The organism is Rhodococcus sp. 14-2470-1a (assembly GCF_002259425.1).
In the GTDB taxonomy this organism is placed as follows: Bacteria; Actinomycetota; Actinomycetes; order Mycobacteriales; family Mycobacteriaceae; genus Rhodococcoides; species Rhodococcoides fascians_E.
The window spans coordinates 19,066-44,133 of the sequence record NZ_NPFZ01000047.1 but is presented as its reverse complement, the minus strand read 5'-3'; the positions used below and the strand labels follow the sequence as shown (position 1 = coordinate 44,133).

The following is a 25,068-nucleotide window of genomic DNA, read 5'->3' as shown; positions in this document are numbered from 1 at the left end:
TTCCACGCGTCGGAACCCATCCGTTGCCAGTCGATGCGGGCCGCCCACCCGTCCTAGGGCCGCAGCAACAATGCACCGCCATCGTGCACAGCGTGTCGCAATTGAGCCGCGAGTGTGGCATCAGTCCGCGCGACGAGATGTGCCTCGCCCGCTCAGCCAGATCCGGCTAGACGCTCTTCCTGCGCGAGCTATGCAGCACAGAACCTCGATCTCGATCGATCGGGGGGTTCACGAGTCCTGTCATCCTCGACCCGGTGCGCAGTCGAGGATGACTTTCCTGAAGAGTTCGCTCTTATCGAAATCCTCGAATGCGTTCTGCGAGTGGGTGATCGGCCAGATCGAGTGCACGGAGGTTTGACGTCGTGTTTGACGCAGAAGGCGGCGAAAGCGGGGTGAGCTCGTCGGGGGCTGCCCATCGCGGATCCGACGATGGTGATCGAGCGGCGAGACAGATTCGTCAGGTCGAGATCGGTGTGGCGCGCCGCCGACGGGCTCCGATGACGACGAGCCGCCCACTGGGCTTTAGCGCGTCGAGGGGCCGTGCGAACGTCGCCGCTGACGTGTCCTGGTAGTAAGGCACCGTGGGTGAATGCCCAGTCGGCACAGAGTTGACACGCCGCGCGGGCACAGCGATTTCGAGCGGATTGGCTGCCGAGGAGATCGACGTCCAACCCACTGTCGCGTCACTACGGTCGAACACGCTGCAAACAGGCTTCACTTCGACGACAATGCTCGAACTACAGGCAGCCCCGGTTTCATCGCAGAGTGCCCGATGCAGGTTGGACGAGATCCTCGATCGTGTTGTTGTACGAGTGTCGGTACTAGCCGCATGATCATCGGCGCACCGACGATGGCCATCGTCAGTCTGGGTTGGCAACGACGGCACTCAGGTGGATGCATCACCCTTTGCAGATCAGCTCACGGTGGCTTCATTTCCCGCAGCATCCGTCGCCGAATTCAAGGGGCGAGGCTGACTGAACACAGTCGGTTGCTGTAATTCGCTATCACGGTGGCGAGTTCGTCGGTCGCCGACAACTGCGGCGCGTGATCGGAATCCAGAGAGAAAATCTCTACACCGTGTGAAATTTCCTGCATGCGGCGTTGAGCCGAGAGCGGAACGGATCGGTCGTCGAGGGCCTCGATGTACAACTTCGGGATGGACCCGTATCGGGTGGTTGTCCACGTCGGGGTGATCAGTCGTGCGGACTCCTGTTGCGGGCGAAGGCGGCGCGATGCATCCGCTGCCGCCGCCGGATCTGCACGCTGAAAGAACACCGTTGAGCTTACGTCTACGGGTACGGTGCTGATTCTACGTTCGGCAGTGAATTCGAGATCGGCGGTGATACCGACAGTGGAAGGTAAGTCCACGTCGGCACAGATATCGTCGAACGATCGTCCCGAGGGGAGCATCATCCCGGCAACGAACACGACCCCGGCAACGCGATCGTGCAGTCGCTCCGCGACCTGGGTTGCGACGACTCCGCCGCCCGAGTGACCGACAATGACGAGCGGGCCGTCAAAGCCTGCGATGTCGGCAATGACCGAGTCTGTGAGCATCTCAAGGGTGATCGGTACGTCGGGGTCGATCGCATCACCGACTCCGGGCAGTGCCACTGCGTACGGACGATGTCCTGCAGTGCTCAGTCGGTCGATGATGCTGTCCCATACCCACGGGCCCGCCCACGCCCCGTGGATCAGGACGATGACTGCACCGCTCATACCTGGCTACTTTGCGCTGCGAGAACTCGGGCTGCCTCGCGCACCGCGGTGACGTTCGCCTTTCCCTGGCGGGAGCCGGCAAGTTTGGCGGTGATGTGATCGCGGACCAGGATCGGCTCGTAGGCGAGACCGTCGTCAGCGTCAAGATGGCTCGGCAGTGTGGAGATCGTGGCGTCGATGTTCCCGTCGTGGAAGTACGCCACCGAGCGCCGGCGCTGGATAGTGCCCTCGACGATCGGCGGCTTGACGCGGTGCAGCGTGGACATCCAGCGATCGTTGGTCAGGCGCGCGGTGAGATCGCCGAGGTTGACCAGCAGTGCTCCATCGATGGGCTCAACGTCATGCCAGGTACCGTCGCTGGCGAGTACCTGAAGACCTGGGACCTGGTCCGCCCAGAGTACGGTCACGAATCCGAAGTCGGTGTGCTCGCCCATTCCAGTGAGATCGCCGTCAAGCGTGATCGTGCCTTCGGGCAGTGCGTAGTTGTTCATGCGCAGCACGTCGACCGAATGGTCGGCGTGGACATCGAAGTATTCGTTGTCCAGTTGCAGGGCGTCAGTAAACACCGCTGTCAAAGTTCGTGCTACGCGTGCGGCATGTTGGTAATAGGTTTCCACTGCGGCGCGGAAACCCTCGACGTCCGGCCAGAGGTTGAGGCCGTAATCGTCCTCGGACAGACTCAAGTGCGGGAAGGAACGAGCTTCTGTGCCGACATTGAAAGCCTCGAAGAAATCGTTCATCCTGGTGGCCGATTCGATGCCCAAACTCAAGCTCAGAGACTCGCTCTTGGGGGGACTATAACCCCGGTTGGTGCCGTCGACGCGGTATCGCTTCTTCGTCTCGAGCGGGAGCGAAAAGAACGCGTCGACCGCGCCAGCCAACCCGGACAAGACCTCCTGGGGGATGCCGTGTCCGAGGATCTGAACGAACCCGACCGTCGAACATGCGGCATCCATCTGCGAGCTGACCTCGGAGCGTTCGGTAGTCGTGCCCGCTGACGTGTACGCGGTGATGTCGATGACGGGAACCGTGAAGGTAGGGCGTTCGATACTGCGTGGCATTGCTTCTCCGCTTCGTACTGTAGTGGGCCTGTCGAACCGCAGTTCGACGTTAAACAACATTGAACAGAAGAATATTTAATTCCATGTGTTTATTCTGTTACGTTGTGCTCACCGCCGCCTAGGCCGCACTCTCGATGTCCGTCCGGCGGACCGTCCACCGCATGTAATTGCCGGATTTGGTAGCGTCCGGGAGTGGACGACGATCAGCGAGACCTCGCCCGATCACTGGGAGCGTCGATACGCGCCGCGCGCCGCGCTATCCAGCTGACCTTGACCGATGTGGCCGCGAGATCGCAACTGTCACAACCGTTTCTGAGTCAGATCGAGAACGGTAACGTCATGCCGAGCGTCATCAATCTGCACCGAATTGCCCAGGTGCTCGGCACGACTGCCCACGATCTCCTCGAACAGGGTGCACGCGTGGACGCGACAGTGATCCATGTCGACGATTCGTCGTCGTATTCTCTCGGTCCAGGAGCTGTGATGCGTTTCTGTACGGCGGGTTCTCGTTCCATGGCATGCAACGAAGTGATAGCCGATCCTCGCAGTGCCGCCGAATCGCCCACCTCCCATAACGGTGAAGAACTCCTCTACGTGATCTCCGGACGCGTTCGATTCGTCGTCGACGACGCTGAGCACACCCTCGAACCCGGAAGCACGATCTACTACACCGCATCGTCGCCGCACCAATGGTTCAACGACACCGAGGACACTGCTAAATTTCTGTTCATCTGCACACCACCCGGGTTCTGAATTCCTTCCCACAGCGGGCGAAGTACCTGTCGTCGAGAACGCTTCGTGCGATCACACACTATTTCGCCAGGCGATGCCGAACTGCGGAACAGAGGTCACCTATTACTCCATTAGCTGTTGACGGTTGGCCGCCTTGGACTCGCGGCGGTCGGTGCGTTGACGCGGGTGTCCGAGTCATCGCCGCATCCCGGAGCGGTTCGTCACAAAATCAGGTCTGGGCCGATCGCCGGGCGTTCAGTCGAGAAGATCACCCAACGCTCCGGTTACGGACTGCTCTACCAGCTGCAAGTGCGCGCGCGCAGTCTGCTCGGCAAGTATCGCATCGCCTGAGGAGTACGAATCGAGCAACGTGAGGTGATCGTCTCGGGCACGTTCGTCGACTCGGGTACTGGCCACCCCCAGGCGTACGTACCTATCCGATGTGAGCCACAGCTGCCGGAGAATACGTTCGGTCAGTGGCCCCAATGCCGGTTCCAGTAGCGCTCGGTGAAATTCGCGGTGCGCGGCCAGAAACTTATTCACATCAGAGCCGACGTGGCGGTCCATGTCGTCGAACGCGGCCACGGCCAGCCGGATGTGAAGCTCGGTGCGGCTGGCTGCACTCTGCCGCATCAGGGGCGGCTCGATTGAACGCCGGAGTGTGTACACCTCACCGAGCTCGGTCATCGAGACACCGGCCACTCTCGTGCGTCGGCGCGGCGACGACACTACGAATCCTTCGGATGCAAGTGTGCGGAGGGCTTCACGGACGGGGATGGTGGATACACCGAACTGCGCCTGGAGATCACGGGGCAGCAGCACTTGTCCCGGTTTCAATGTGCCGTCGAGGATCATGGCGCGTACGAGATCGGTGATGTCGCGGCCGAGCCCTTGGGAAAGCGCAGTGGTGCTCACGTCTGTCACGAGGCCCAGTCCTCTCCGATCGTCGCGTGGCCGGATGTACGGCCGTCGTTCGATGATAGTGCTCGCTCTTTATCGCTCCGAGGGCGTGCGGGTGGCGCGTGCGAGTGCGACGACGATCGATTCGTAGGTGCGTCCCGTCGCATGTTCCAACCCGACCTCGCATGTTCGGTTGGACGACGTCACTGCCGCGCTACCTGCCAGGATCACCTCGGCAGCCTCTGCGCGTGTGGCCGACTCGGTGAGCTCGGGATGTAGAAACCCGCGATCGCCCGCGAAGCCGCAGCATGTGGTCGAGGCCGGAACGTCGACGGTCTCGGCGAGGGCGGCCGCGATCGTCATAAGATCAGCACCGAGTTCGAGGGTGCGTGCTGAGCAGGTGGGGTGGACCGCCATCGACGACAACGGCGCGCTCACGCGCAAAGTCGGCAGGAGGTGCTTCGCCGCCCACGTCAGAGAGTCCACGATCTGTAGTCGAGTGTGGTGCATGCGGCGTTTCTCGTCCAGGTACGGCAAAATCTCGCGGCTCACTCCCAACGTGCACGAGGTTGCATCCACCACGATGGGGAGCCGCCCCTGCTCGCTCCACCGCCAGAGATCGTCGACGAGGTGTCGTGCTGTGTACGTATTGGCGTCGGTATAACCCTTGGAATGCCACACTGTGGCGCAGCATGTCCCGGCTACGTCGTCGGGAATCCAGACGGGCTTCCCTGCCCGGGCCGAAACTTCGGTGAGCGCGGCCACGACATGCTCGTCGTCGCCGTTCGGCGATGGCCCGAAGATCCGATTGATGCACGCTGGAAGATACACCGCGTGTGCCCCCGAACGGGTTGTCGAGGGCATCGACGGGGCAGCTGTAGGCATGGCGTCGATCCATGACGGCACCAGTTCGTTGCCGACTGCTCGTCTGGCCAGCGCCGTCAACACTGTCATTCGACGGGTTCCCATCCTTGCACCGATGCGTAACGTCGTCCGAGCGACGCGTTCGACGAGTGACCAATGCCGCGCCATCGAAACTGCTACCCGGGAGGCGTGGGGTGTGTTGGACGCTGTCCGGAAGTCTTTCATCAGTGCTCCGGTGTCGATACCGACCGGACATGCCGCAGCGCACGAGCTGTCACCGGCGCAGGTCTGCACGGCGTCGTACTCGTATTGCCGCAGAAGGGTGTCCAACGTCGGTGAGCCGTGCGGGTGACGCTCCATCTCGCGGCGGAGCGAAATGCGTTGACGCGGAGTGGTGGTGATGTCGCGGCTTGGGCATACCTGCTCGCAGAAGCCGCATTCGAAGCAGGCGTCCGCGATCGTCTCGATCGCAGGCATGGTCTTGAGATTGGACATGTTGGCTGTATTGTCGCGGTTGAGCATCACTCCGGGCGCAAGAACCATGTGCGGATCTGCCAAACTTTTGATCTTCCACATCAGATCGACGACCGCGCGGCCCCATTCCAGTTCAAGGAACGGTGTCATGTTCCGGCCCGTTCCGTGCTCTGCTTTCAATGAGCCGTCGAAGCGGTCGACGACCAGATGCGCGAGGTCGTCCATGAATGCTTCGTAGCGAGTTCGGTCGGCTGCCGAGCTTGCGTCCAGCGCGAGAATGAAGTGCAGGTTTCCGGCGGATGCGTGGCCCGCGACTCCAGGCGGGTAACCGTAGTGGCCTTGCAAGGCTGCTATGGCGCGACTGGCCTCGGCCAGGTGTTCGGGTCTGACACATACGTCCTCGACGATCAGAGTCGTACCGGGAGGTCGGCTTGCGCCGAGACCGGCCATGAGACTGCCGCGTACCCACCAATAGAATTCGGCGAGATCGTCGTCGGAGGTGAACTCGGCAGGCTCGAGCAAGACGAGACCATCGACGATCGATTGGGCGCGCGACTGTACTTCGGCCACGGATCGAGGGTCGGCGGTACGGAACTCGACGAGGAGCGAGGCACACCGGTCTGTCAGTGTTGCCCACGAAGCAGGAGCGCGCGGTTTGTCGGCGGACAAACGTAGGGTCGGCGCGTCCATCAACTCGACGGCTCTGGCACCTGCTGCGACGAAGTGCTCGACGGCGTCGGCTGCACCTCGAAGATCGGGGAACAGCAGCAGTGCCGTCGTGTGCAGAGCCCCAAGTTGAACAGTGTCGAAAACCACCTCGGCAATGAACGCGAGGGTTCCTTCCGAACCGATGACGAGTCGACGAAAGATTTCCAGCGGCGAGTCGGCATCGAGGAATGCCACGAGGCGATATCCGTTGGTGTTCTTGATCTCGTACTTGTGCCGCAGACGTGTTGCGAGTTCGGTGTCGGCTCGAATACGGTCACGGATCGTCAGCAGCCCGGCGGCGAGCTCGGGTGCGGCGTCATGGAATCGACGTTCGGCATCCGGGGCTGCTGTGTCGACAGTTGTGCCGTTGGGCAGCACCAGAGTCATCGAGCGAACGGTGGCGTACGAACTGTGGGCAGTACCGGCGGCCATTCCGCTGGCATTGTTGGACACGACGCCTCCCACGCATGCAACGTTGCTGCTCGCAGGATCGGGCCCGAGGACCCGTTGGTGTTTCTTGAGGGCGGCGTTGATGTGGCCGATGATCGCGCCCGGTCGTGCCCGTACGGTCTTACCGTCGTCGAGGATCTCGAATCCGCCCCAATGCTTGCGAACGTCGACGAGAAGGTCGTCGGTCTGCGATTGTCCGGATAAACTGGTTCCCGCAGCCCGAAAGACCACCGACCGACGGTGCGTATGTGCGTACGCGAGTACCCCGATCACGGTATCGAGGTCTTCGGCAACGACCACGGCACTGGGAATCATTCGGTAGGGGCTTGCATCGCTTGCGTAGCGGGCGAGGTCGAGTACCTCGCCGAGTACCTGATCGCCGAGAGTCTCGACGAGTTCGGCGACCAAAGCAGCCGATGCTGCGCCGTGTACCCGATCAGGGAAATTTCGTCGATCTGTCCCGTGATCTGTGTGCGGACCCAGTCCGGCGCGTGCTTGTATCGAGCGCAGAACTTTCGACGAGATCGGCGGCATCAGAGTCTTCCTGAAGTCGGGTGCGGGGCAGGGATACGAACGGTGTTCCGCAAAGTGCCGAGATGAGTGATGGACAGTTCGATCAGATCCCCGTCGGCTAGATGTTCCGGGGGTGTTCTACCCATTCCGACTCCAGCAGGGGTGCCGGTGACGATGAGGTCGCCGGCCTCGAAGCGGAGATACTGACTGAGGCGGAAGACGAGCTCGGGCACCGTGAAAATCATGTCTGCGGTTGTTCCATCTTGTTTGGTTTCGCCATTGACCGTCAAGTGGACACGTAAGGCGGACAGGTCTGTGACCTCGTCAGGAGTGGCCAGCCACGGGCCGAGCGGGCAGGCTGTAGGGAAAGATTTTCCGGGCAACCACTGTCCGCCTCCCCCGAGCTGCAAGTCTCGCTCCGAGACGTCGTTGGCGGCGACATATCCGCCGATCACTCTGGCAGCCTCATCGAGCGACGACAACTCGAAAGCGGTTCGGCCGATCACCACTCCGAGTTCGGCTTCCCAGTCTCCGCGCCGGGCAGTGCGGGGCAATACGACATCATCGGTCGATCCGCATACGGAGTTGGGAGCCTTGGCGAAGACGATAGGTTGTGTCGGGCAGTCCATTCCCGTTTCTTCGGCGTGATCGCGGTAGTTCAGACCTACCGCGTAAATCGCCGACGGTCGCGTGATCGGGGGGCCGAGTCGAATACCCTTCAGGTCTATGACCGGGACGGAACCCGATGCCGCGGCGGTAAGTTCGGCGATCGGTAGGTCTCCGAGGAACTCGCCGGTGACGTCCCCCACCAGCGATGACAGATCCGCAGCCTTGTCGTTGGACAACATCATTCCGGGCCGTTCACGGCCGGCAGGGCCGAATCTCACGAAGCGCATCAGGCAAAGTCCCGGTCGCCGGAACCGAACGCAGCAGCGTGACTGGCGACTGCTTTGTCGTTGTGTTGTCTCATGTGTCCACTCCCGCAGTGTCGGTAGCAACCAGTTGAGGTTGTTGCTTGTGCATGATCAATCGATTTTGCGTTGTGCGAGCAGGTTTTCGACCAGTAGTGGGCGGGCGGTCTGGTTTACGATCAGCTACGGACGGGAGAGCTCGAAGCAGGGGTCGCTATGCGACGAGACCGAGGCGGTCGGCCCCGTCGACGGTGCTCATCCATCCCCTGCGCAGCCCCGCGGCGACCGGTACGTCACCACCAAGCAAACGCGGGCTGGCGGCGGCGTACCGGTCGGCTGGGGGATCGGTGCACAGCAGATTGTCACAGCGCTATCAATGAATCTCGGTTGAGGTCTGCTATGCGCGCATAACCGTTGATGCCCATGGTCAAGTCAGTTTCAGCCAGGATGCTGCGAAGTACGTGCACGACCCCATCCGTACCTGCGATAGGGAGACCGTACGCGTACGGACGTCCGATTCCCACCGCCGCCGCGCCCAACGCCAGTGCCTTGACCACATCCACTCCGCTGCGGACGCCGGAATCGAAAAGGACCGGTAGTCCGTCGGCTGCATCCACCACGGCGGGCAAAAATTCGAGAGCAGGTGCATTGTTGACTTGACGGCCGCCGTGGTTGGTTACATAGATTCCATCGAGGCCGGCGTCTCGGGAACGGCGAGCGTCGTCGGGATGACAGATCCCCTTGACCATCACAGGCAACTTCGTCAGGGACTTGATCCATTCCACCTCCGTCCAACTCAACGTCGGATTCGTGAAAATGCTCATCCAATGGACAATTGCCGCGTTCAGATCCTCCTCCGGCGGCTTACTCAATCGGGATCTGAAGACCGGATCCGAGAAATATGTTTCCAAGCACAAGCCTCGGTACTGCGGTATTGTTCCTTGCGCTAAATCCCGAGGGCGCCATCCCTGGGCGCGCGTGTCGGCGGTGAGGGCAATTGCTGTGTAGCCGGCAGCCTCCACACGGCGGACGAGACTTTCAGTGAGTTCACGATCACTGGATGTGTACAGCTGAAAGAACCCTGGAGTATCGCCGAATTCTTTCGCAACTACTTCCAAAGGGTCCATGGATAGGGTCGCCGACATCATAGGGACGCCTGTCTCCGAGGCCGCGCGTGCCACTGCGAGATCGCCGTGCATGTCTTCCGACATGACTCCGATGACCCCGATGGGCGCAAGGAATATCGGCGTGGGGAACGTGCGCCCGAAGACTTCGATCGATAGATCGCGATCGGCGGCGTCATTGAGCATCCGAGGGACAATTCCCCACTTCTTCTCGAATACCGAAACATTTTGTCGCTGGGTGTGCTCATCACCGGCACCGCCGAAAACATAATCGACCACCTTGGGGTCGAGCAGGTCGAGTGCTTGCCTCTCGAGATCAGCGTATTTGAAGGGCAGCGATTGGGGGGACGTGGGGCTTTCGGAACCTGTGCGATAAAAGGTTTTCTGGTACTCGCCGTAATTAGCCATGCGTCGACTTTCTGTGAATTCCGAGGGGTCGATGTTCGATAGAAGGATCGATAGGCTTCGTCTATTTGAAACAGGTCAAAAGATTGCAACGGGGTTGGTCGCCGCCGAGGTGACGCCCACCATTTTCCATGGCAGAAGGGCGAAGAATAGTTTCCAGCGCTCGACCTCTCGGCATTTGTCTACCGCCTCGGTGAGGTCCATGTTGTCGATCAGCCACAGCCCCAGGGCTACGATTCCGATGGAGTGGATCGGCCTGAACAGATCCCAGTCGTCGTATCCGGATGGTTGGACGTCTTGCACGGTATCGGAGCCGAGTGCGGAGACGCCACGGTCATGCAAGAACGGGAGGCAGCTGGCATGTAAGCCTGCGCCCGGCGGAACTGGGGTGTCCGCGCTGGATGCCGGGGCCGGTCCGTTGGCCCGTATCTTTGCCACATGGCCGGTGTGCACCAGCAGTACGTCACCGGGTTCTACGGTGACCCCTTGTCGCTTCTCGGCGGCGAGGAGATCATCCGGGGTTATGGCATAGGAGGTTTCGAGCCACTGGACACCGTGCAGTCCGCAGATATCCAGTATGACAGCTGAGCTGACGATGCCATGCTCGGCTTGGTGGATGGACAACGCTTGCGAGCCGTCGATCGAATTGGTCTCGGATGCGTCGAATCCATTGTAGTTTCGACCTTTCCATGCGTAATGTCCGAGACCATCCAAGTGCGTGTTCGAGCCATGGGCTTCAATGCCGATAAAATCGGTCACCGCATCTGCTTGGACCTTTTGATTCGCAATGTGTGACACCTCGCCGAGCTGCATGAAGCGTTGGATATTTCCCATTCCCGCACCCAGTGGGTCCGGGTTGTTGGGATCCAGGTTCTGCGAGAGCGAGATCACCTGGCCGCTGCTGATCAGAGCAGCGGCTTTCTTACGGACCTCGGGTGTGATGAAGTTCAACGTGCCGAGTCTGTCGTTCTCGCCCCACCGGCCCCAGTTCGACAGCGAATCGTAGTAGCCGAGGACTGTGTCTTTGGATGGAAAATCGAAGTCGGTCATTTTTTTCAGCACTTCGCTCTCTGTGTCGATACTGTGGGTATTCGTGCGGGTATTCGGTCGGCCGAATTTACGTTTCCAGGCTGCGTTCGAGCCCCAAAAGCGGTGCGAGCTGAGACTGGGCCGAGATGTCGGCAGCGGTCAGCCTGTCCATCCGTGGAGGAATTCGAGTAACTCATGGTTGACCACGTCGGGTCGTTCTTCGTGGCACAGGTGGCCGCAGCGCGGAATGGCCACTGTGCGTACGTTCGTGCCCATCGATTGCCAGATGGCCGCGACGTCGTACGCGCCGCCCACCGCCGCGAAGTCTTCACCCCACATACTCAGAAGAGGGCATTGTATGAGGGTGTCGAGGTCTTGCTCGTCCTGCGCGACGTCCTCCGCTGCAGCGCGGTAATCCGCACAAGAACCCCGGACTGTTCCGGGCTGCTGGTAGGCCCGCACGTAGACGTCGATCTCTGCGGGCGTGAGCATTTCCGGGTTGTACGACCACGTGCGGTAGAAGTAGGTCAGGAATTCGCGTTCTTTTCCTGCAATCAAGGTTTCGGGTAGATCGGGAACCGCGAGGAATGTGAAGAACCAGTAGCCGGCGTTTGCTTTGGCCACGTCGTAGGTCTCTGCCACGATGCGGGTGGGAATGTTGTCCATCACCACCAGTCGATCGAGCTTGTCGGGGTGATCCTTCGCGAATCGGGTGCCCACGCGGGAGCCGCGATCATGTGTTACCAGCGCGATCTTCTCGTGTCCGAGTGCGTCCATTATGGCGACGACGTCGGCTGCCATGGTTCGCTTGTCGTAGCCGGTGGCGGGTTTGTCCGTTGCTCCGTATCCACGCAGGTCCGGAGCGATCACTGTGTACGTCTTTGCCAGGACTGCGATCTGTTTTCGCCACCCGAACCAGGTCTCGGGGAATCCGTGGAGTAAGTAGACGGGTGGTCCAGAGCCTGCGGTCACCACGTGGTGCGCGATGCCGTTCGCGGTGATCGTGTGGTGCTCGAGCGTCACGTCTCCGAATGCGTCCGCTTCTTCGACAGTAGCCATCTGTACTTTCTACTTTATATACTTTGATGGGTCAAGGAAGCATGCAGTTGCCAGCCGGGCGTCCAATCCTGAGGTCTCTCGGTTGACGTGGGGACGGGCGTCTGCAGGGCGTGTCAAATCGAATTGCTCGACTTCTGATTGCAGTGATGTGGGCTTCGGCGGCAGGACGCACTGACCGGCTTCAGCGAGACGCGGTCGATCGATTCGCGTCTACACGTGCTATCGAGCGAAGGCGACGTTGCGCGGCATCGCGGGAACCCCGGGGGCAATGCTTGCGTAACGGGGCTTGCCCGCTCATTGCCGGACGCCGGCGGTCGGGCGACCCGAAGTCCGATTTTCCGTGAGTGCCGGACGCTCCTTGCCGATGTACTTGCGGCGGAAGTGTGTACGGTTCAACATGATTGACTGTCGCGTCGCGTCGGCAGAGCATCGAAAGGAAGTGGGCAGGATACGCGCAATTCTCCGTCTCGAGCTCGGGTCGGACAAGCTCATATGTTCTCGACGAGCGGCGTCCCTGTGTGCTTGAGGTCGGCTCGACGAATTTTGCCCGTGTGTGTTTTGGGGAGTGCGTCGATCACATATACGGTTCGCGGACGCTTGTATGCGGCGAGACGATCCCGCGTGAACGCGATCAACTCCTCCGGTGTGGCCGTTGTGCCGTCGCGAAGCGAGACATAAGCGGTGACGGCTTCGCCCTGATAATTGTCGGGTTGGCCGACGACTGCGACTTCGAAGACTGCGGGATGCTCGTAGAGGGTGTCTTCCACTTCCCGTGGCCACACCTTGTAGCCGGAGACGTTGATTTGATCTTTGAGTCGATCGACGAGATACACCCAGCCTAGGTCGTCGATGATCGCGACATCGCCTGTGCGTAAACGACCTTCGGGCATTGTGGTGGCGGAAGCGGACGGGTTTCGCCAGTAACCTGTTACGACTTGGGGGCCACGGATCTCGAGCTCGCCCGCGGTTCCGGCTGGAGTAGGTTGACCGTTCGGGTCGACTGTCCGCAGGCTCACACGAGGTAATGGAACCCCCACCGACAGGGATCCACTGGGGCCATGGACGGGGGCCCGGCGGCCTGGCGGCACTGCAATCACGCCGGCTGTGGTCTCGGTCATTCCGTAGGCGTTGTGAATGTAGCATCCGAACCGCTTCTCGAACTGCTCGACCGTGGACGGGGGTATAGGTGCGCCGCCCGAATAGAGGGCTTTGATGGACGCGAACTCTGCGTTGCTTACTCCCGGGACCTGAGAGAGCGCGTTGAAGGCCGTAATCGAACCGATCGTGTACGTAACGGCGTGTTCGACGAACGCATCCAATGTGACGGCTGCGTTGAATCGATTGGCGAAAACGAGAAGGCAGTTTCGTACGAGGGAAAGCGCTGCATTCAGGGTCGCACCAGTGATGTGAAACAGCGGCGCGATCGCGAAGACGACGTCACCGTCCTTCACCCCTGCGACTTCACCGAAGTCGGCGGCGGTGGCAAAGAGATTCGCGTGCGAGATCAGCGCGCCTTTGGGCGGACCCGTCGTTCCCGATGTGTAGGCCAACAGCGCGAGGTCTTTCCCGGTGACATCGTACTGGGCGGGGTGCCGGTGCTCGTTGGCCTGAATCAAACCGATCAGATCGTCCTCCGGCCTCGGTGCCAAACGCTGCCGACGTGCGAATACACGGGGGTCGTTGCGGCTTTGATAATCGAGACCGGACGTGCTGAGAACGAACTGCACACTGCTTGCGCGAAGCGCAGGGCCGATGAGATCGAGATCGGCCTCGTCGCAGACGAGAGCCATCGGCTCAGCATCATCGATGATCACCCGTAATTCTCGACCACGGTACATCGGATTGAGCACCAGCGGCACTGCACCGATCTTCCACAGGGCAAGAAGGACCACCGCATACTGTGGCACGTTCTGAAGATAAATACCCACTCGCTCGCCCCGAGAAACACCCCTGTCTTCCAGAACGGCCCCCAGCGAGTCGGACGCGGAATCGACCTCTGCTGCAGTGGCAACGAAATCGAAGTAGGCGAGCGCAGGTTGCTGCGGGCACCGCCGCACACGTTCACGCCAAGCGCTGATGACGGTTTGTTCTGATTGCGCTTGTCCGTAAGACATAGGAGCTCCGGTCGTCTCTGGTGTTCGATGTATACCGACCGATCACTCGCTCGGTGTGCCAGAAGAAGTGTTGCGGAGCACATTCGAAGTGTCAATACGCTGACGACTGGGCGTCGGCGACCGCCGCACACATCTGCGTGTATGGCGTCGCGAATGCCCACTGTGGGCAGACTTTGTCGCGCGAGCGAATCATCTTGGGACGATGTCCCATCCGCGAGCGGGCATTGACCGCCGGCAGGAGATGTGTCACGCTGACCGAAAGAGCGACCGAGCGTTCGCTCGGTACCGAACGAGGAGACGACGATGGCCATCGACCTGACCTACGAACCCGGGGTCCAGACGTTGATCGAGAAGACTCGCAATTTCACGCGTGACTACGTGGTGCCACTCGAGGACCGGTATCTCGGTAACATCGCCGACGCCGGCGGCGACGAACTGCGGATCACGATGCAGGCGGACGCCAAACGTGCTGGGGTCTTCGCTCCCCACGCCCCGGTCGAATTCGGTGGGCACGGATTGAACATGAGCGACAGAGCGCCGGTGTTCGAGGAAGCGGGTTACTCACTCTTCGGTCCTATTGCACTCAATCTCGCAGCGCCCGACGAAGGCAACGTGCACATGCTCGCCCATATCGCGTCGCCGATGCAGCGAGAACAATTTCTTGCGCCCCTCGCGCGAGGAGAACTGCGGTCCGCCTTCGCGATGACGGAACCAGCGCCAGGTGCCGGCTCTGATCCCTCTGCTTTGACGACGAAGGCAGTCAGAGCAGAGGGGGGCTGGAAGATCAGCGGCCACAAGTGGTTGATCACCGGAGCCGATGGAGCCGGATTCTTCATCATCATGGCCCGAACTTCGGGTCAGCCCGGTAATCGCGGCGGGGCGACGATGTTCCTTGCGCCCGCCGACTCCGCGGGGATCGAGGTCGGCCGACACATCGGCACGCTGGACAAGGCGATGATCGGCGGGCACTGCGAAGTGTTCTTCGACAACCTGTTCGTGCCGGACGAGAACGTACTCGGAGCGGTGGACGAGGGCTTCTCCTATGCGCAGGTACGACTGGGGCCCGCGCGCATGACCCATGTGATGCGATGGCTCGGTGCCGCGCGTCGAGCCCACGACATCGCGGTCCTGCGTGTCGCGCAGAGGTCAGGGTTCGGTAGCAAGCTCGGAGACCTCGGAATGGTGCAAAAAATGGTTGCCGACAACGAGATCGACATCGCAGCTACCCGTGCACTCCTGACGAACGCATGTTTCCTTCTCGACCGGGGAAGCGAGGCCGGGAACGAAGCCTCCATTGCCAAGACGTACGGTGCCGAAGCGGTGTTCCGCATCGTCGATCGAGCAATACAGATGTGCGGTGGAATCGGCGTCTCCGACGACCTACCTCTCGCCAGGCTCTCCCGCGAGGTCCGGCCGTTCAGGGTCTACGACGGCCCATCAGAGGTGCACCGGTGGGCGATCGCGAAGCGTGCTGTGGGACAAGCAAAGCGAGCTGTGAACAACAATGTGCAGGCGACGTCTCAGGCGCACGCATGAACGAGCTCGCGGGGATGAACACGCGCGCCTTGACGCAATTCCTACTCGACAGCGGAGTCGAGTTACACGGGGACTTGCGGGTCGAATCGATCAGTGGTGGCCGATCGAACCTCACGTTCAGAGCGTACGACGATAACTCGTCCTGGGTTGTACGCAGACCGCCGACCAGTGGACTGACACCGTCTGCGCATGACATGGCTCGAGAGTGGGCGGTCACCCGTGCGCTCGAACCCACCGATGTGCCCGTCGCTGCTGCCGTCGCGTTCGATCGAGACGGGACAGTCCTCGGAGCACCGATGACGATCGTCGGCTTCGAACGAGGACGTGTCATCCGTTCGCAGGCCGATCTCGAAGATCTCTCCGATGCACAGATCAACGCAAATGCCAGTGAGCTGGTGCGCGTCCTTGCCCGACTGCATGCGGTGGACTACCGCGCAGTCGGACTGGCCGATTTCGGCCGCCCTGATGGGTTCGCTGCGCGGCAGGTGGCCACGTGGAATCGCCAATGGCAGCGTGTGAAAACTCGAGAACTAGCCGACGTCGACAGGTTGCACGCCGCATTGGCTGCGTCCGTGCCTCCGCGGTCTGCGGCGTCGATCGTCCACGGCGACTTTCGAGTGGACAACACAATTCTTGTCCAAAACGACGTCACATCGGTTGCAGCGGTGGTGGATTGGGAAATGTCGACAATCGGCGATCCGTTGACTGATGTCGCACTGATGTGCGCCTACCGGCAACCGATTTTCGACGCCGTGCTGGGCGTCAAGGCCGCGTGGACAAGCCCGCGGTATCCCTCCCCGAACGACCTCGCTGAGCAATATGTCCGCGAGTCTGGGCGAGAACTCGAACACTGGAACTTCTACGTAGCGCTCGCGAACTTCAAACTCGGTGTTATCGGCGAAGGAATTACCCACCGAGCCTTGGCGGGATCGGACTCGGGCAACGGAGCCGGAGACGCCGCCGATGTGACAGGCGAGTTCATCGCAACAGGCCTGCGTGCTTTGGCTCGCTGAAAAGCGGGGCCGGAAATCTTGAAGTAGCTTCCACCGCTTGTCATCACGTCATATTTCGTTGCCCTGGAACAGCTCACGCAACTCCGTTCCAAATGGTTGCTTCCATCCGCGCGAGTGTGGCGGAGTAGCTTCCTCGTCCGCCGTACCCACCCAGTTCGCGATGACATCGAGCAACTACTGCTTCTGATTGTCGGTCGTGTCGGCGGTCGAATGTGCTGCTTCGGCTCGAGTATCGGGCCCCGCCCATGAGGCCGGTAATCGCTTCGTACGCGCCGTCGCTGCAAAGCGCCTTCGAATACTTGAAGTGCTGCCTTTGCTGCGCACCGCCGGCGTGGCCAGATCTCGCTCGTTGCAGCCACACTGGTTCCGGAGATGACCGATTCGCTGGAGTCGAGCGCGTCGGAGACGCATCCGCGGAGCAGTAGACCTCCGGCCAACGCGCGAGATCAGTGCGGTGTCCACCTCGGCCAAGAGCTGGGCACGAGTGGACTCGGTGATCATTGTGCAGAGAACCATATTCAGCCTGCATGTCTGCTGGTAGCTCAATGGGTGAACTCTTCCAGAGTGAAATAACGTTCCACTCCTGGGACTGCATCATTTCTCAATGCCCGAACGGGGCACTGATTCGGCCCGGCTTCTCGATGCGATGCATCCGCCAAAAGGAGGGGATACCCATAAACGGACGTGTTCACCTGCTCGTCGGCGCTATCGGTCGCAGTAGCACACTCACCTCGCACACAGGGCGCGTCACTAGTCGACGGTGAGTATCACCTTCCCTACGGTGTCGGACGAGTCGAGAAGCTCATGCGCATCGCCCGCCGCCGTGATCGGCAATCTGGTGTGCACGACCGGCACGACCCGACCCGCTGTAATCAACGGCCACAATCCCGCTGTAACCGCCGACACGACATCGGCTTTGCTCGACGGTCCTGTGAGTGGCCTCCCCCGCAAACTGGCTGCCGCCACCGATCCCCGCTTGGCGAGCAAACTTCCGATGTCGAGTTCGCCGGCTCGTCCTCCTTGCATCCCGATCACGACCAATTGCCCATCGAATGCCAGAGCGTCGACGTTCCGCTTCAAGTACTCCCCGCCCATGTTGTCGAGAATGATATCCGCTCCTCCCCGCGGACCCGTTCCGATCATCACCTCGACAAAGTCATCGGTTCGGTAGTTGATCGTGAACTCGGCACCGAGTTCACGACACTTGTCGAGCTTGTACGCCGATCCGGCCGTCACCGCGACTCTCGCACCGAGCGCGGTAGCAACCTGAATGGCATGGGTGCCGATACCGCTGGCACCACCATGGATCAGCAACAACTGCCCCGGGCCGAGACCTGCAGACATGACCAGGTTCGACCAGACCGTGCACGCTACCTCCGGCAACGCGGCTGCGTCGACCACACTGACCCCGGCTGGTACCTCCAGTACTTGGGCCGCTGGGACCGCTACCTTCTCGGCGTACCCCCCTCCTGACAACAGAGCGCAGACTTCGTCTCCGACGCTCCACCGCGATACCCCCACGCCCACTTCGGCAATGGTTCCCGAGCATTCGAGTCCCAGTATCTCCGAGGCACCTGGCGGGGGTGGGTAGTTGCCCTGCCGTTGCATCACGTCGGCTCTGTTGACCGCGGCGGCGGCAACGTCGATCACCACCTCACCCGGAGCTGGTCGAGGGTCCCGATACTTCGCCCACTGCAGGACATCCGGCCCTCCGTGGCAGTGCATGGTCACTGCGTACATGTAAGTCTTCCTTCCGATGTCAGTGGACAACCCAGAGCAGTCGCCCTGGGTTGTGTCGAGCCGCGATGGGTCCGATCTCGCCGATGGCGTACAACGCTATCCGAGGTGTGTCCGGCGTTAGGCCCGGCGGAGCACATCGATCAACGACCAGCCATCGATGCCGTATTAGTGGCCGGACATGCCACCGTCGACCGGTAGCGTGATTCCGGTTATGTACGACGAGGCATTACTGGCAAGGAACAGCACCGCTGCGTCGAGTTCATGTTGCAGGCCCAGTCGCCCCAGTGTCGATGTTTGTGCCACAAATTGCGTGAGCAGCTCATTGGGAATCGATGCGGTCATCTCGCTCTCGAAGTATCCTGGAGCGATCGCGTTCACGCGAATGCCTCGTCGCCCGGACCATTGTTGGGACAAATCTCTGGTCAGGCCGATGACCGCGGCCTTGCTGGCGGAGTAGGCAGCTTGTGGCGCATAGGATTTGATCAGACCCAAAACACTTGCGATGTTCACGATGGCCGAACCCGGTGACATCACCCGGGCGCACGCCTGCGCCATCCAATAGGTCCCCATCAGGTTCACATCGATGACGGCACGAAACTGCTCTTCGGTTTCCCGCAGCGCAGGTACTGCCGTTCCTATTCCTGCATTGTTGACCAGTACGTCGACTCGTCCGAATGTATCCATGGCTTCCGCAACCAAGGCAGTGCACGCCTGCTTGTTGGACACGTCCGTTGTGACGATGAGGACTTCACGTCCAGCCACGGTAATCTCGGCGGCAAGGTCCGCCAACTGCTCCTGTCTGCGGGCAGCAAGGACGACGGCAGCGCCGGCGTCGCTGAGCGCCCGTGCGAAACCGCGCCCGAGGCCCGAACTCGAGCCCGTGATGATTGCGACTCGTCCCGCGAGGCCGAAACGCTCCACTGCTGAGTTCATGCAAGCCCTTTCGGTTGCGTGTTGTTCTGGTCGTGTCAGTCAGGTCGTACCATCGGCGCGTGGGCGCTGACGGTGTTCGCACAGACATCGAAGCGTTGAGCAACTATTGATGGCTACACCGATTCTCGGTTGGAGTGTGTGGTGTTTCTATGAATCATTGCCACGCTGATCAGGGCGACAATGGAAAGCGCCACGATGTATGCGGAGAATCGCCACCAGTTGTCGCTGTCGCCGTTGATGAGACTGACCATGATGACCGGGGTTGCACCGCCGACAATTGTGGCGATCTGATATCCGAGGGATGCTCCCGAGTAGCGCAGGGCAGCCGGGAATATCTCGCTGAAAAGTGCAGCTTGGGGTCCATAACTGATACTGATCAACGCCGAGGCAAGAACGATCGAGATCCAGATGGGGAGGGTGTTGTCCGGGGTCGCCTGGCTGAAGATCCACCACATGGGGAACGCCCACAGTCCGAGAAGCGTGATCCCGATCGTGTATACCCTCACCCGGCCGTAGATATCCGATGCCAGCGCCGAGAGCGGCATGAGTACTACCTGTACCGCGGCACCCGCCAGGATCGGCAGAAGGACCTGAGAGGTCGAAATTCCCAGCACAACGTCTGCATACTGAAGCGAGGCAATGATCGTCGAATAGAAAATCGCGTTGATGACGACGAAAGTTCCTGCTGCCTGAATAATGGTGGAACCATTGTTGCGAATCACCTGTATCACGGGTGAACTCTGTTTCGGCGCATTCAGCATCGCCTTTTCGGCGTTTCGAAACGACGGTGTCTCTTCGAGGTACTTGTGGATGTACAGGCCGACTGCGAGCATGAGAATGCTCAGCAGGAACGGGACCCGCCATCCCCAACTCAAAAAGGTTTCGTTGTCCATTGCATTGGACAGCAACAGGAACACGAGGTTTCCGGTCAGCACCCCTACCGGCACTCCGATCTGGGCGAAACTTCCGTAGAAACCGCGTCTGTTCTCGGGTGCGTATTCGGTGGCGAGCAGCATTGCGCCGCCCCACTGCGCACCCAACGCCAATCCTTGCGCAATACGCAAGAGGACAAGGAAAGCGGGTGCCACCCAGATGATTTCGGTGTCCGGCGTCAGACCGATCATGAACGTTGCGCAGGCCATCAACACGATGGCCGCAACGAGGACCGGTTTGCGCCCGATTTTGTCGCCGAAGTGTCCGGCCACCACTCCGCCGAACGGCCGGGCAACGAACGCAACCGCCACGCTGGCGAACGAGTTGATAGCAGACAGGACCGGGTCGCCGGTGTAGAAGAATGTCTTGTTGAACACGAGGGCGGCGGCGGTACCGTATATGAAGAAGTCGTACCACTCGAGCGACGATGCAAGTGCGGCCGCCATCGACGCCCGGCGCGCATCTTTGAGATGCGTCACTGGTGCAGCCAGAGTCTTTGATGTCATTCTGCAACTGTGACCTGTATCTCTACGCTACGGAAGGTAGCCACCACTTTTCTGTGACTCGGCCACAGGGAAAGTGGTGGCCCCTACTAGTCACTAGGGGGTGACGAAGAGCTACGCAGCCCCCCAAGCAGAGGTGCTCTGGCCGCAACGACCCCGGAAAAAGTGATCCAAACGCCCAGCTCCACGTCGACGACGCTGTCGACTAGCCCGAAACCTCTGACGAACATTGTCATCCGTGATGAACGAGCAACGGGGTACGCTGTGATCGGACCATGGTGGCCCGGAGACTTGTAGACGAGGTGCCGCCCGTACGCACAACCGTCGAACACGAGCGAGGTCGGTGAAGCTGGTGAGTCCGCGAGAATCGATCGAGAGAGAGCGTGAAGCTGTGCACACGTTCGCGATAAAGATCGAGGAATCACTCCAGGTGATCTCCGATCGTGCAGCCTCACGTGTGTGCGAACAGGTCCCCAGCTACCGCAACAACGCGGACTCCACACTGCGCGAGGATGTAGCAGCTCACTGTCACTACGTTTTCAAAACCTTTGTTCGAAGCTTGATGGAGCAGCGGCCATCCCGGCGGGCGGAGTTCGAAGTGGCCGCAACCTACTCGATGCGCCGCGTTACTCAAAACATCCCACTCGCAGACTTCCTACAAGCGTTCCGAATCAGTCAGATGACATTGTGGGAAATGATCCTCGAGTTGACCGCAGATCACCCAGAACTGAGTGCGGCCGCAACAGCATCGGTCCAGTACGTCATGCAGGTCATCGAGGCCGGGAGCACAGCAGCAGCGGAGAGCTATATCGAGGCCCAACAATACCTACTCGCCGACGCCGACCGGGCAGCACGCGATCTGGTGGAGGACCTCCTGGCCGGACGGCCACCTGCAATGGGAATCAGGCAGGATTCGCTGCGCGACGCAGGATTCGTCCAATCCTCCAAAATCGTTGTAGGTGTTGGGGGAACCGTCGACGACACCGGTGACAAGCGAGTGATCGCGCGAGCACTCGGCCAAGCGGCACAGGCCGGCGCACAGGGCGTGGTGACGATTCGAGGCACCGAAATCGTCGGCATCTTCCCCGTCTCCGACCAGGGAAGTTCGAGCCTGCTCGCCCGGCTACGCCCGGTGCTGCAGGCCATGAACCAGAACGGCCTGCAGGTGTCTTTCGGTACCAGTACCGTCCACGAAAGTCTCGACGACGTACCGAAGGCATACAGAGAGGCCGCAATGGCTCGATCGTCGAGATACGCGGTGCCAGGCGTTCATTCATTGGAAAGCTTGAGCGCGTTCGAGTACCTGGTCACACGGGCCGACGAAACCGCGCGAAGGCTGATCACTCCAAGAATTCACCGTTTCGTAGAAGAAGACGACGACGCCGACGGCCTGTACATCGTGACGTTGGTCGCGTATGTGGAATCCAACCTGAATGCAAAAGCTACAGCCGCGAAAATATACGTCCATAGCAACACCGCATATGCCCGGTTGGACCGAATTGCGGAGCGAACGGGCAAAGACATGCGCAACTTCGCCGACGTACTGGATTTGCTGGTTGCCGTAAGACTGTTGGCTCCGAGGCGAGCATCGTTCCAATTTCCAGCCCGGGCCAGCGGACGCTTCACCACCAGCGGTTAGGACACCCCCTGGAGGTCCGCGTCGAACGTATCGATCATATTGTCGACAGCCTTCGTCCGGTTCGGCATCGACGACGACTGCACAGAGATGCAGGGCGCAGCCTTAATGAGGCAGTCATAATCGGGTGATGCGCTCGAAGCCGAAGATTCTCGATGCGACGCTCGGGCTGATCGCCGAGTCCGGCTTCGAGGACGTCACCATCGCGGCGGTGGCACGGGCTGGGGGCGTGACGAGGCAGACTGTGCATTCGATTTTCACCAGTATTTGGTTGGCCTCGCGCTACACCCTGCACCTGTCTCCAGCTTCAACCAGCATCGGACTAGGCGCTGATCGCCACGCTCCGCTTTCTCGCCGGAGCCAACGGGCACACAGTCCTCTCCCCCGGAACGGGTGCTCGCACCCTAAGGCACCGACGACACCTCGCTGCGCAACCTGGTCGCCGCCGGGCTCCGTGTCGCCTGCCAACGCCCGAACTAGTCGTGGTCTGTATCAGCAAGGCGGTCCGCCATTCCGGTCAAATCGATAGTCAAAGCAATAAACACCGCTACCTCAGGCGGGCAGTTGATCACGATCTTTCATCGAACCGGTTTGGCCACCAGACCCCGAGCTTCGGCAGTCGCGGCTCGCATCGGCTCTTTCCACCGCTAGTGCACAGCTGGCTCACAGGGACCTTGCAGGATCGGGCCATAACCTTCGTGTCATGACGATCGACATACCTCGCCAATCGCCCACCTCCCCCCGCAAACGAATCCGCTTCGCATTCGCCTCGGCCCTACTCGTCGGCGGTCTCGCCCTCAGCGGCTGCGCTGCAGACGCCACCACCGCAACGACAGCCGCGAGCACCTCGCAGAGCGCCGGGGCCACCTCATCATCCGCCTCAGCGCCCACCGACGCGACCACCACTGCCGAAACCATCTCGTCCACTGCCGACGCCGCCGAAGCTTTCCTGGCCACGCTGTCGGAGGAGCAGCGCGACTCCGTCCTGTATTCCTACGACGACGAGACCAAGACCACGTCGTGGTCGAACTTCCCGGTCACGTTCGTCGACCGCGCCGGCTTGAACCTGTCCGACCTCACCGACGAACAGAAAACAGCAGCACTCGCCGTGCTCAAAGGCCTACTCAGCGACGACGCCTACGCCACCGTCAGCGGAATCATGGGCGGCGACGAATACCTGCACGAGAACAGCAACTCCACTGAAGAGTCGTTGGGCCAGTACTACATCGCGTTCTTCGGCGACCCGTCCGAAACCAACGCCTGGGAGGTCCAGTTCGGCGGTCACCACCTCGGCATCAACGCCACCCTCGACGGCTCGGCCGACGCCATCACGTTCGCCCCGACGCACTTGGGCATCCAACCGGCCGAATACACCGACGCCGATGGTAACGACGTACAACCGTTCGACGGCATCTACACCGATGCGTTCGCGTTCTACGACAGCCTGACAGACGAGCAGAAGGCCACCCTGTACCAGGGCGACACTGTGGCGAACATGGTCTGCGCACCCGGCAGCACCTGCGACTACCCCACCGGCACCGGCCTTTCCGGCGCCGACCTCACCGACGAACAGAAGCAACTGCTCCTCGACGTCATCGCCAACTGGGCCGGCATGGCCGACGAAGAAACGACGGACGCCGCACTCGCCGAGATCGAATCCACTCTCGACACCACCTACGTGAACTGGTCCGGCGCAACAACCTACGACATGACGCAAGGCGACGGCATCTACTTCCAGATCTCCGGACCGAACGTCTACGTCGAGTTTGCCGCACAGCAAGGATCGGCGGGCGCCGACGTCGCCGGCGTCACCACCTCCGGCTGGGGCCACGTGCACACCATCTACCGAGATCCCACCAACGACTACGCGAACAGCGCGACCCAGCAAGCAGCAACGAGTATGGGCGGCGGACCAACCGGTGGCACCCCGCCGGCAGGCGGCACCCCACCCGTCGGCGTCGCAGGCTCCTGATCCCCTCGCAGCGAGCTTTTGTCTCGACGTCCGTTAGCCGACAAGACGCATATGCGAACATAGGGCCCGTGCAGAAGGCCGTCGACGTGTGGGCTGCGGGCCTGGAAGTCCTTGAGTGCGGTGGACACGATTGGGTCGCGACGAGTGGTCCGGTCAGACGTGGGCAACGTTGCGATCAGGTCAGTTCTTCGACGGCTGGAAAGCGTTCCACACACCGACACACGACTACGCTTAGCCGGCGCCGATTTCGCCAAGGGCTGGAACGGCGTAGTAGTGGACGGCGCTATCTAAACGCGCATCAGAACTGCGCGCACTTTGTTGCGCGATCTTCACTCAGACGCCTGAACTGGGTCTCTCGAGATCGGACGTTGTGAGGCTTGGCCCCTCAGACGCTCTACACGCGACACCCGTCCACGATCGGGTCGATCAACGCCAACTGATCTTTCTCGACGCCCGTGGACGGTCGACGACTGCGGTCACCTAAAGGCCGATCATCGTAGTCATGATCAAATCGGCATACATGTCGACGGCCACCGGCCGCAGGTCCTCGTCGTTCACGGCTTCCTGGAGGTGAAGAGCGATCCTCTGTCGCCACTGCGCGACGGCGATATTGTTCGATACCTCCATGGAGTTGTCCGAGATCGCCCGCTGCCACTGGGAAATCGCAATCCTGGCTTCGAGTCGCGCCTCCTACGTGAGCGACATGATCTCCCTGCACATCTTGGACAACGCTTTTGAG

The 25,068-nt window shown here is 60.9% G+C and carries 18 protein-coding genes and 1 pseudogene; 6 read left to right on the top strand and 13 right to left on the bottom strand.

Annotated elements, in window-relative coordinates; all coding sequences use genetic code 11:
* Window positions 1–957 precede the first annotated feature (957 nt).
* Both CH292_RS26390 and CH292_RS26385 read right to left on the bottom strand, forming a co-directional pair.
* Window positions 958–1,719 carry an alpha/beta fold hydrolase gene (locus tag CH292_RS26390; protein WP_094656138.1) on the bottom strand — a complete coding sequence of 254 codons (762 nt, stop codon included), beginning with the start codon at window positions 1,717–1,719 and terminating at the stop codon, window positions 958–960.
* Entirely contained in the window at window positions 1,716–2,780 is a 1,065-nt protein-coding gene (locus CH292_RS26385) for an isopenicillin N synthase family oxygenase (RefSeq protein ID WP_094656137.1), read from the bottom strand. Before CH292_RS26385 ends, CH292_RS26390 begins: the two co-directional genes overlap by 4 nt.
* Window positions 2,781–2,972: 192 nt before the next feature.
* On the opposite strand from CH292_RS26385, the gene CH292_RS26380 reads away from it, so the two are divergent.
* The gene (locus tag CH292_RS26380) at window positions 2,973–3,533 is read left to right on the top strand and encodes a helix-turn-helix domain-containing protein (RefSeq protein WP_094656136.1); all 561 of its coding nucleotides are present in this window, start codon (window positions 2,973–2,975) and stop codon (window positions 3,531–3,533) included.
* 234 nt (window positions 3,534–3,767) lie between these two features.
* Here the strand turns inward: CH292_RS26380 and CH292_RS26375 are convergent, their stop codons facing one another.
* From CH292_RS26375 to CH292_RS26345, 7 genes are all read right to left on the bottom strand, one after another.
* Complete coding sequence (locus tag CH292_RS26375; protein WP_094656135.1) at window positions 3,768–4,436, bottom strand: GntR family transcriptional regulator; 669 nt, start codon at window positions 4,434–4,436, stop codon at window positions 3,768–3,770.
* Window positions 4,437–4,505: 69 nt separating this feature from the next.
* Window positions 4,506–7,316 carry an FAD-binding and (Fe-S)-binding domain-containing protein gene (locus tag CH292_RS26370; RefSeq protein WP_179278104.1) on the bottom strand — a complete coding sequence of 937 codons (2,811 nt, stop codon included), beginning with the start codon at window positions 7,314–7,316 and terminating at the stop codon, window positions 4,506–4,508.
* Window positions 7,317–7,441: 125 nt separating this feature from the next.
* Window positions 7,442–8,317, bottom strand: coding sequence for a fumarylacetoacetate hydrolase family protein (locus CH292_RS26365; RefSeq protein WP_094656133.1), 876 nt, complete (start codon window positions 8,315–8,317; stop codon window positions 7,442–7,444).
* A 377-nt stretch (window positions 8,318–8,694) separates the two neighbouring features.
* Window positions 8,695–9,864, bottom strand: coding sequence for an alpha-hydroxy-acid oxidizing protein (locus CH292_RS26360; protein ID WP_094656132.1), 1,170 nt, complete (start codon window positions 9,862–9,864; stop codon window positions 8,695–8,697).
* Window positions 9,865–9,939: 75 nt separating this feature from the next.
* Window positions 9,940–10,911 (bottom strand): cyclase family protein, encoded by a 972-nt coding sequence (locus CH292_RS26355; RefSeq protein ID WP_094656131.1) that lies wholly within the window; start codon window positions 10,909–10,911, stop codon window positions 9,940–9,942.
* A 138-nt stretch (window positions 10,912–11,049) separates the two neighbouring features.
* Window positions 11,050–11,949 carry an alpha/beta fold hydrolase gene (locus CH292_RS26350; RefSeq protein ID WP_094656130.1) on the bottom strand — a complete coding sequence of 300 codons (900 nt, stop codon included), beginning with the start codon at window positions 11,947–11,949 and terminating at the stop codon, window positions 11,050–11,052.
* 488 nt (window positions 11,950–12,437) lie between these two features.
* On the bottom strand, window positions 12,438–14,063 hold the full coding sequence (locus tag CH292_RS26345) for a class I adenylate-forming enzyme family protein (RefSeq protein ID WP_094656129.1): 1,626 nt from the start codon (window positions 14,061–14,063) through the stop codon (window positions 12,438–12,440).
* A 303-nt stretch (window positions 14,064–14,366) separates the two neighbouring features.
* On the opposite strand from CH292_RS26345, the gene CH292_RS26340 reads away from it, so the two are divergent.
* Window positions 14,367–15,599, top strand: a complete 1,233-nt coding sequence (locus CH292_RS26340; RefSeq protein ID WP_094656128.1) for an acyl-CoA dehydrogenase family protein — start codon at window positions 14,367–14,369, stop codon at window positions 15,597–15,599.
* Window positions 15,596–16,612: a phosphotransferase family protein gene (locus CH292_RS26335; RefSeq protein WP_094656127.1), complete on the top strand. Its 1,017-nt coding sequence runs from the start codon at window positions 15,596–15,598 to the stop codon at window positions 16,610–16,612. The genes CH292_RS26340 and CH292_RS26335 overlap by 4 nt, the downstream gene beginning before the upstream one ends.
* 750 nt (window positions 16,613–17,362) lie before the next feature.
* On the opposite strand, the gene CH292_RS26330 is transcribed toward CH292_RS26335, so the two are convergent.
* The 3 genes from CH292_RS26330 to CH292_RS26320 form a co-directional block, all read right to left on the bottom strand.
* A complete protein-coding gene (locus tag CH292_RS26330) occupies window positions 17,363–18,352 on the bottom strand; it encodes an NAD(P)H-quinone oxidoreductase (protein ID WP_094656126.1) in 990 nt (329 codons plus the stop codon).
* A 165-nt stretch (window positions 18,353–18,517) separates the two neighbouring features.
* Window positions 18,518–19,285, bottom strand: coding sequence for an SDR family NAD(P)-dependent oxidoreductase (locus CH292_RS26325; RefSeq protein ID WP_094656125.1), 768 nt, complete (start codon window positions 19,283–19,285; stop codon window positions 18,518–18,520).
* Window positions 19,286–19,398: 113 nt separating this feature from the next.
* On the bottom strand, window positions 19,399–20,724 hold the full coding sequence (locus tag CH292_RS26320) for an MFS transporter (protein ID WP_094656124.1): 1,326 nt from the start codon (window positions 20,722–20,724) through the stop codon (window positions 19,399–19,401).
* A 676-nt stretch (window positions 20,725–21,400) separates the two neighbouring features.
* Here CH292_RS26320 and CH292_RS26315 point away from each other — a divergent pair.
* From CH292_RS26315 to CH292_RS26305, 3 genes and pseudogenes are all read left to right on the top strand, one after another.
* Window positions 21,401–22,360 carry a CdaR family transcriptional regulator gene (locus tag CH292_RS26315; RefSeq protein ID WP_179278103.1) on the top strand — a complete coding sequence of 320 codons (960 nt, stop codon included), beginning with the start codon at window positions 21,401–21,403 and terminating at the stop codon, window positions 22,358–22,360.
* 127 nt (window positions 22,361–22,487) lie between these two features.
* A pseudogene (locus CH292_RS26310) lies at window positions 22,488–22,622 on the top strand (TetR/AcrR family transcriptional regulator); the annotation flags it as partial.
* Window positions 22,623–23,060: 438 nt separating this feature from the next.
* The gene (locus CH292_RS26305) at window positions 23,061–24,329 is read left to right on the top strand and encodes a DUF3500 domain-containing protein (protein ID WP_094656122.1); all 1,269 of its coding nucleotides are present in this window, start codon (window positions 23,061–23,063) and stop codon (window positions 24,327–24,329) included.
* 480 nt (window positions 24,330–24,809) lie between these two features.
* On the opposite strand, the gene CH292_RS29085 is transcribed toward CH292_RS26305, so the two are convergent.
* A complete protein-coding gene (locus tag CH292_RS29085) occupies window positions 24,810–24,956 on the bottom strand; it encodes a hypothetical protein (protein ID WP_179278102.1) in 147 nt (48 codons plus the stop codon).
* Window positions 24,957–25,068 lie beyond the last annotated feature (112 nt).

Excerpts from the sequence above, each read along its gene's own strand:
- CH292_RS26320 (WP_094656124.1), bottom strand. The coding sequence starts at position 20,724 with ATGACATCAAAGACTCTGGCTGCACCAGTGACGCATCTCAAAGATGCG.
- CH292_RS26365 (WP_094656133.1), bottom strand. The coding sequence starts at position 8,317 with ATGCGCTTCGTGAGATTCGGCCCTGCCGGCCGTGAACGGCCCGGAATG.
- CH292_RS26345 (WP_094656129.1), bottom strand. The coding sequence starts at position 14,063 with ATGTCTTACGGACAAGCGCAATCAGAACAAACCGTCATCAGCGCTTGG.
- CH292_RS26305 (WP_094656122.1), top strand. The coding sequence starts at position 23,061 with ATGACGATCGACATACCTCGCCAATCGCCCACCTCCCCCCGCAAACGA.
- CH292_RS26350 (WP_094656130.1), bottom strand. The coding sequence starts at position 11,949 with ATGGCTACTGTCGAAGAAGCGGACGCATTCGGAGACGTGACGCTCGAG.
- CH292_RS26355 (WP_094656131.1), bottom strand. The coding sequence starts at position 10,911 with ATGACCGACTTCGATTTTCCATCCAAAGACACAGTCCTCGGCTACTAC.
- CH292_RS26390 (WP_094656138.1), bottom strand. The coding sequence starts at position 1,719 with ATGAGCGGTGCAGTCATCGTCCTGATCCACGGGGCGTGGGCGGGCCCG.
- CH292_RS26330 (WP_094656126.1), bottom strand. The coding sequence starts at position 18,352 with ATGTACGCAGTGACCATGCACTGCCACGGAGGGCCGGATGTCCTGCAG.
- CH292_RS29085 (WP_179278102.1), bottom strand. The coding sequence starts at position 24,956 with ATGGAGGTATCGAACAATATCGCCGTCGCGCAGTGGCGACAGAGGATC.
- CH292_RS26325 (WP_094656125.1), bottom strand. The coding sequence starts at position 19,285 with ATGAACTCAGCAGTGGAGCGTTTCGGCCTCGCGGGACGAGTCGCAATC.
- CH292_RS26340 (WP_094656128.1), top strand. The coding sequence starts at position 14,367 with ATGGCCATCGACCTGACCTACGAACCCGGGGTCCAGACGTTGATCGAG.
- CH292_RS26385 (WP_094656137.1), bottom strand. The coding sequence starts at position 2,780 with ATGCCACGCAGTATCGAACGCCCTACCTTCACGGTTCCCGTCATCGAC.
- CH292_RS26315 (WP_179278103.1), top strand. The coding sequence starts at position 21,401 with ATGACATTGTGGGAAATGATCCTCGAGTTGACCGCAGATCACCCAGAA.
- CH292_RS26360 (WP_094656132.1), bottom strand. The coding sequence starts at position 9,864 with ATGGCTAATTACGGCGAGTACCAGAAAACCTTTTATCGCACAGGTTCC.
- CH292_RS26335 (WP_094656127.1), top strand. The coding sequence starts at position 15,596 with ATGAACGAGCTCGCGGGGATGAACACGCGCGCCTTGACGCAATTCCTA.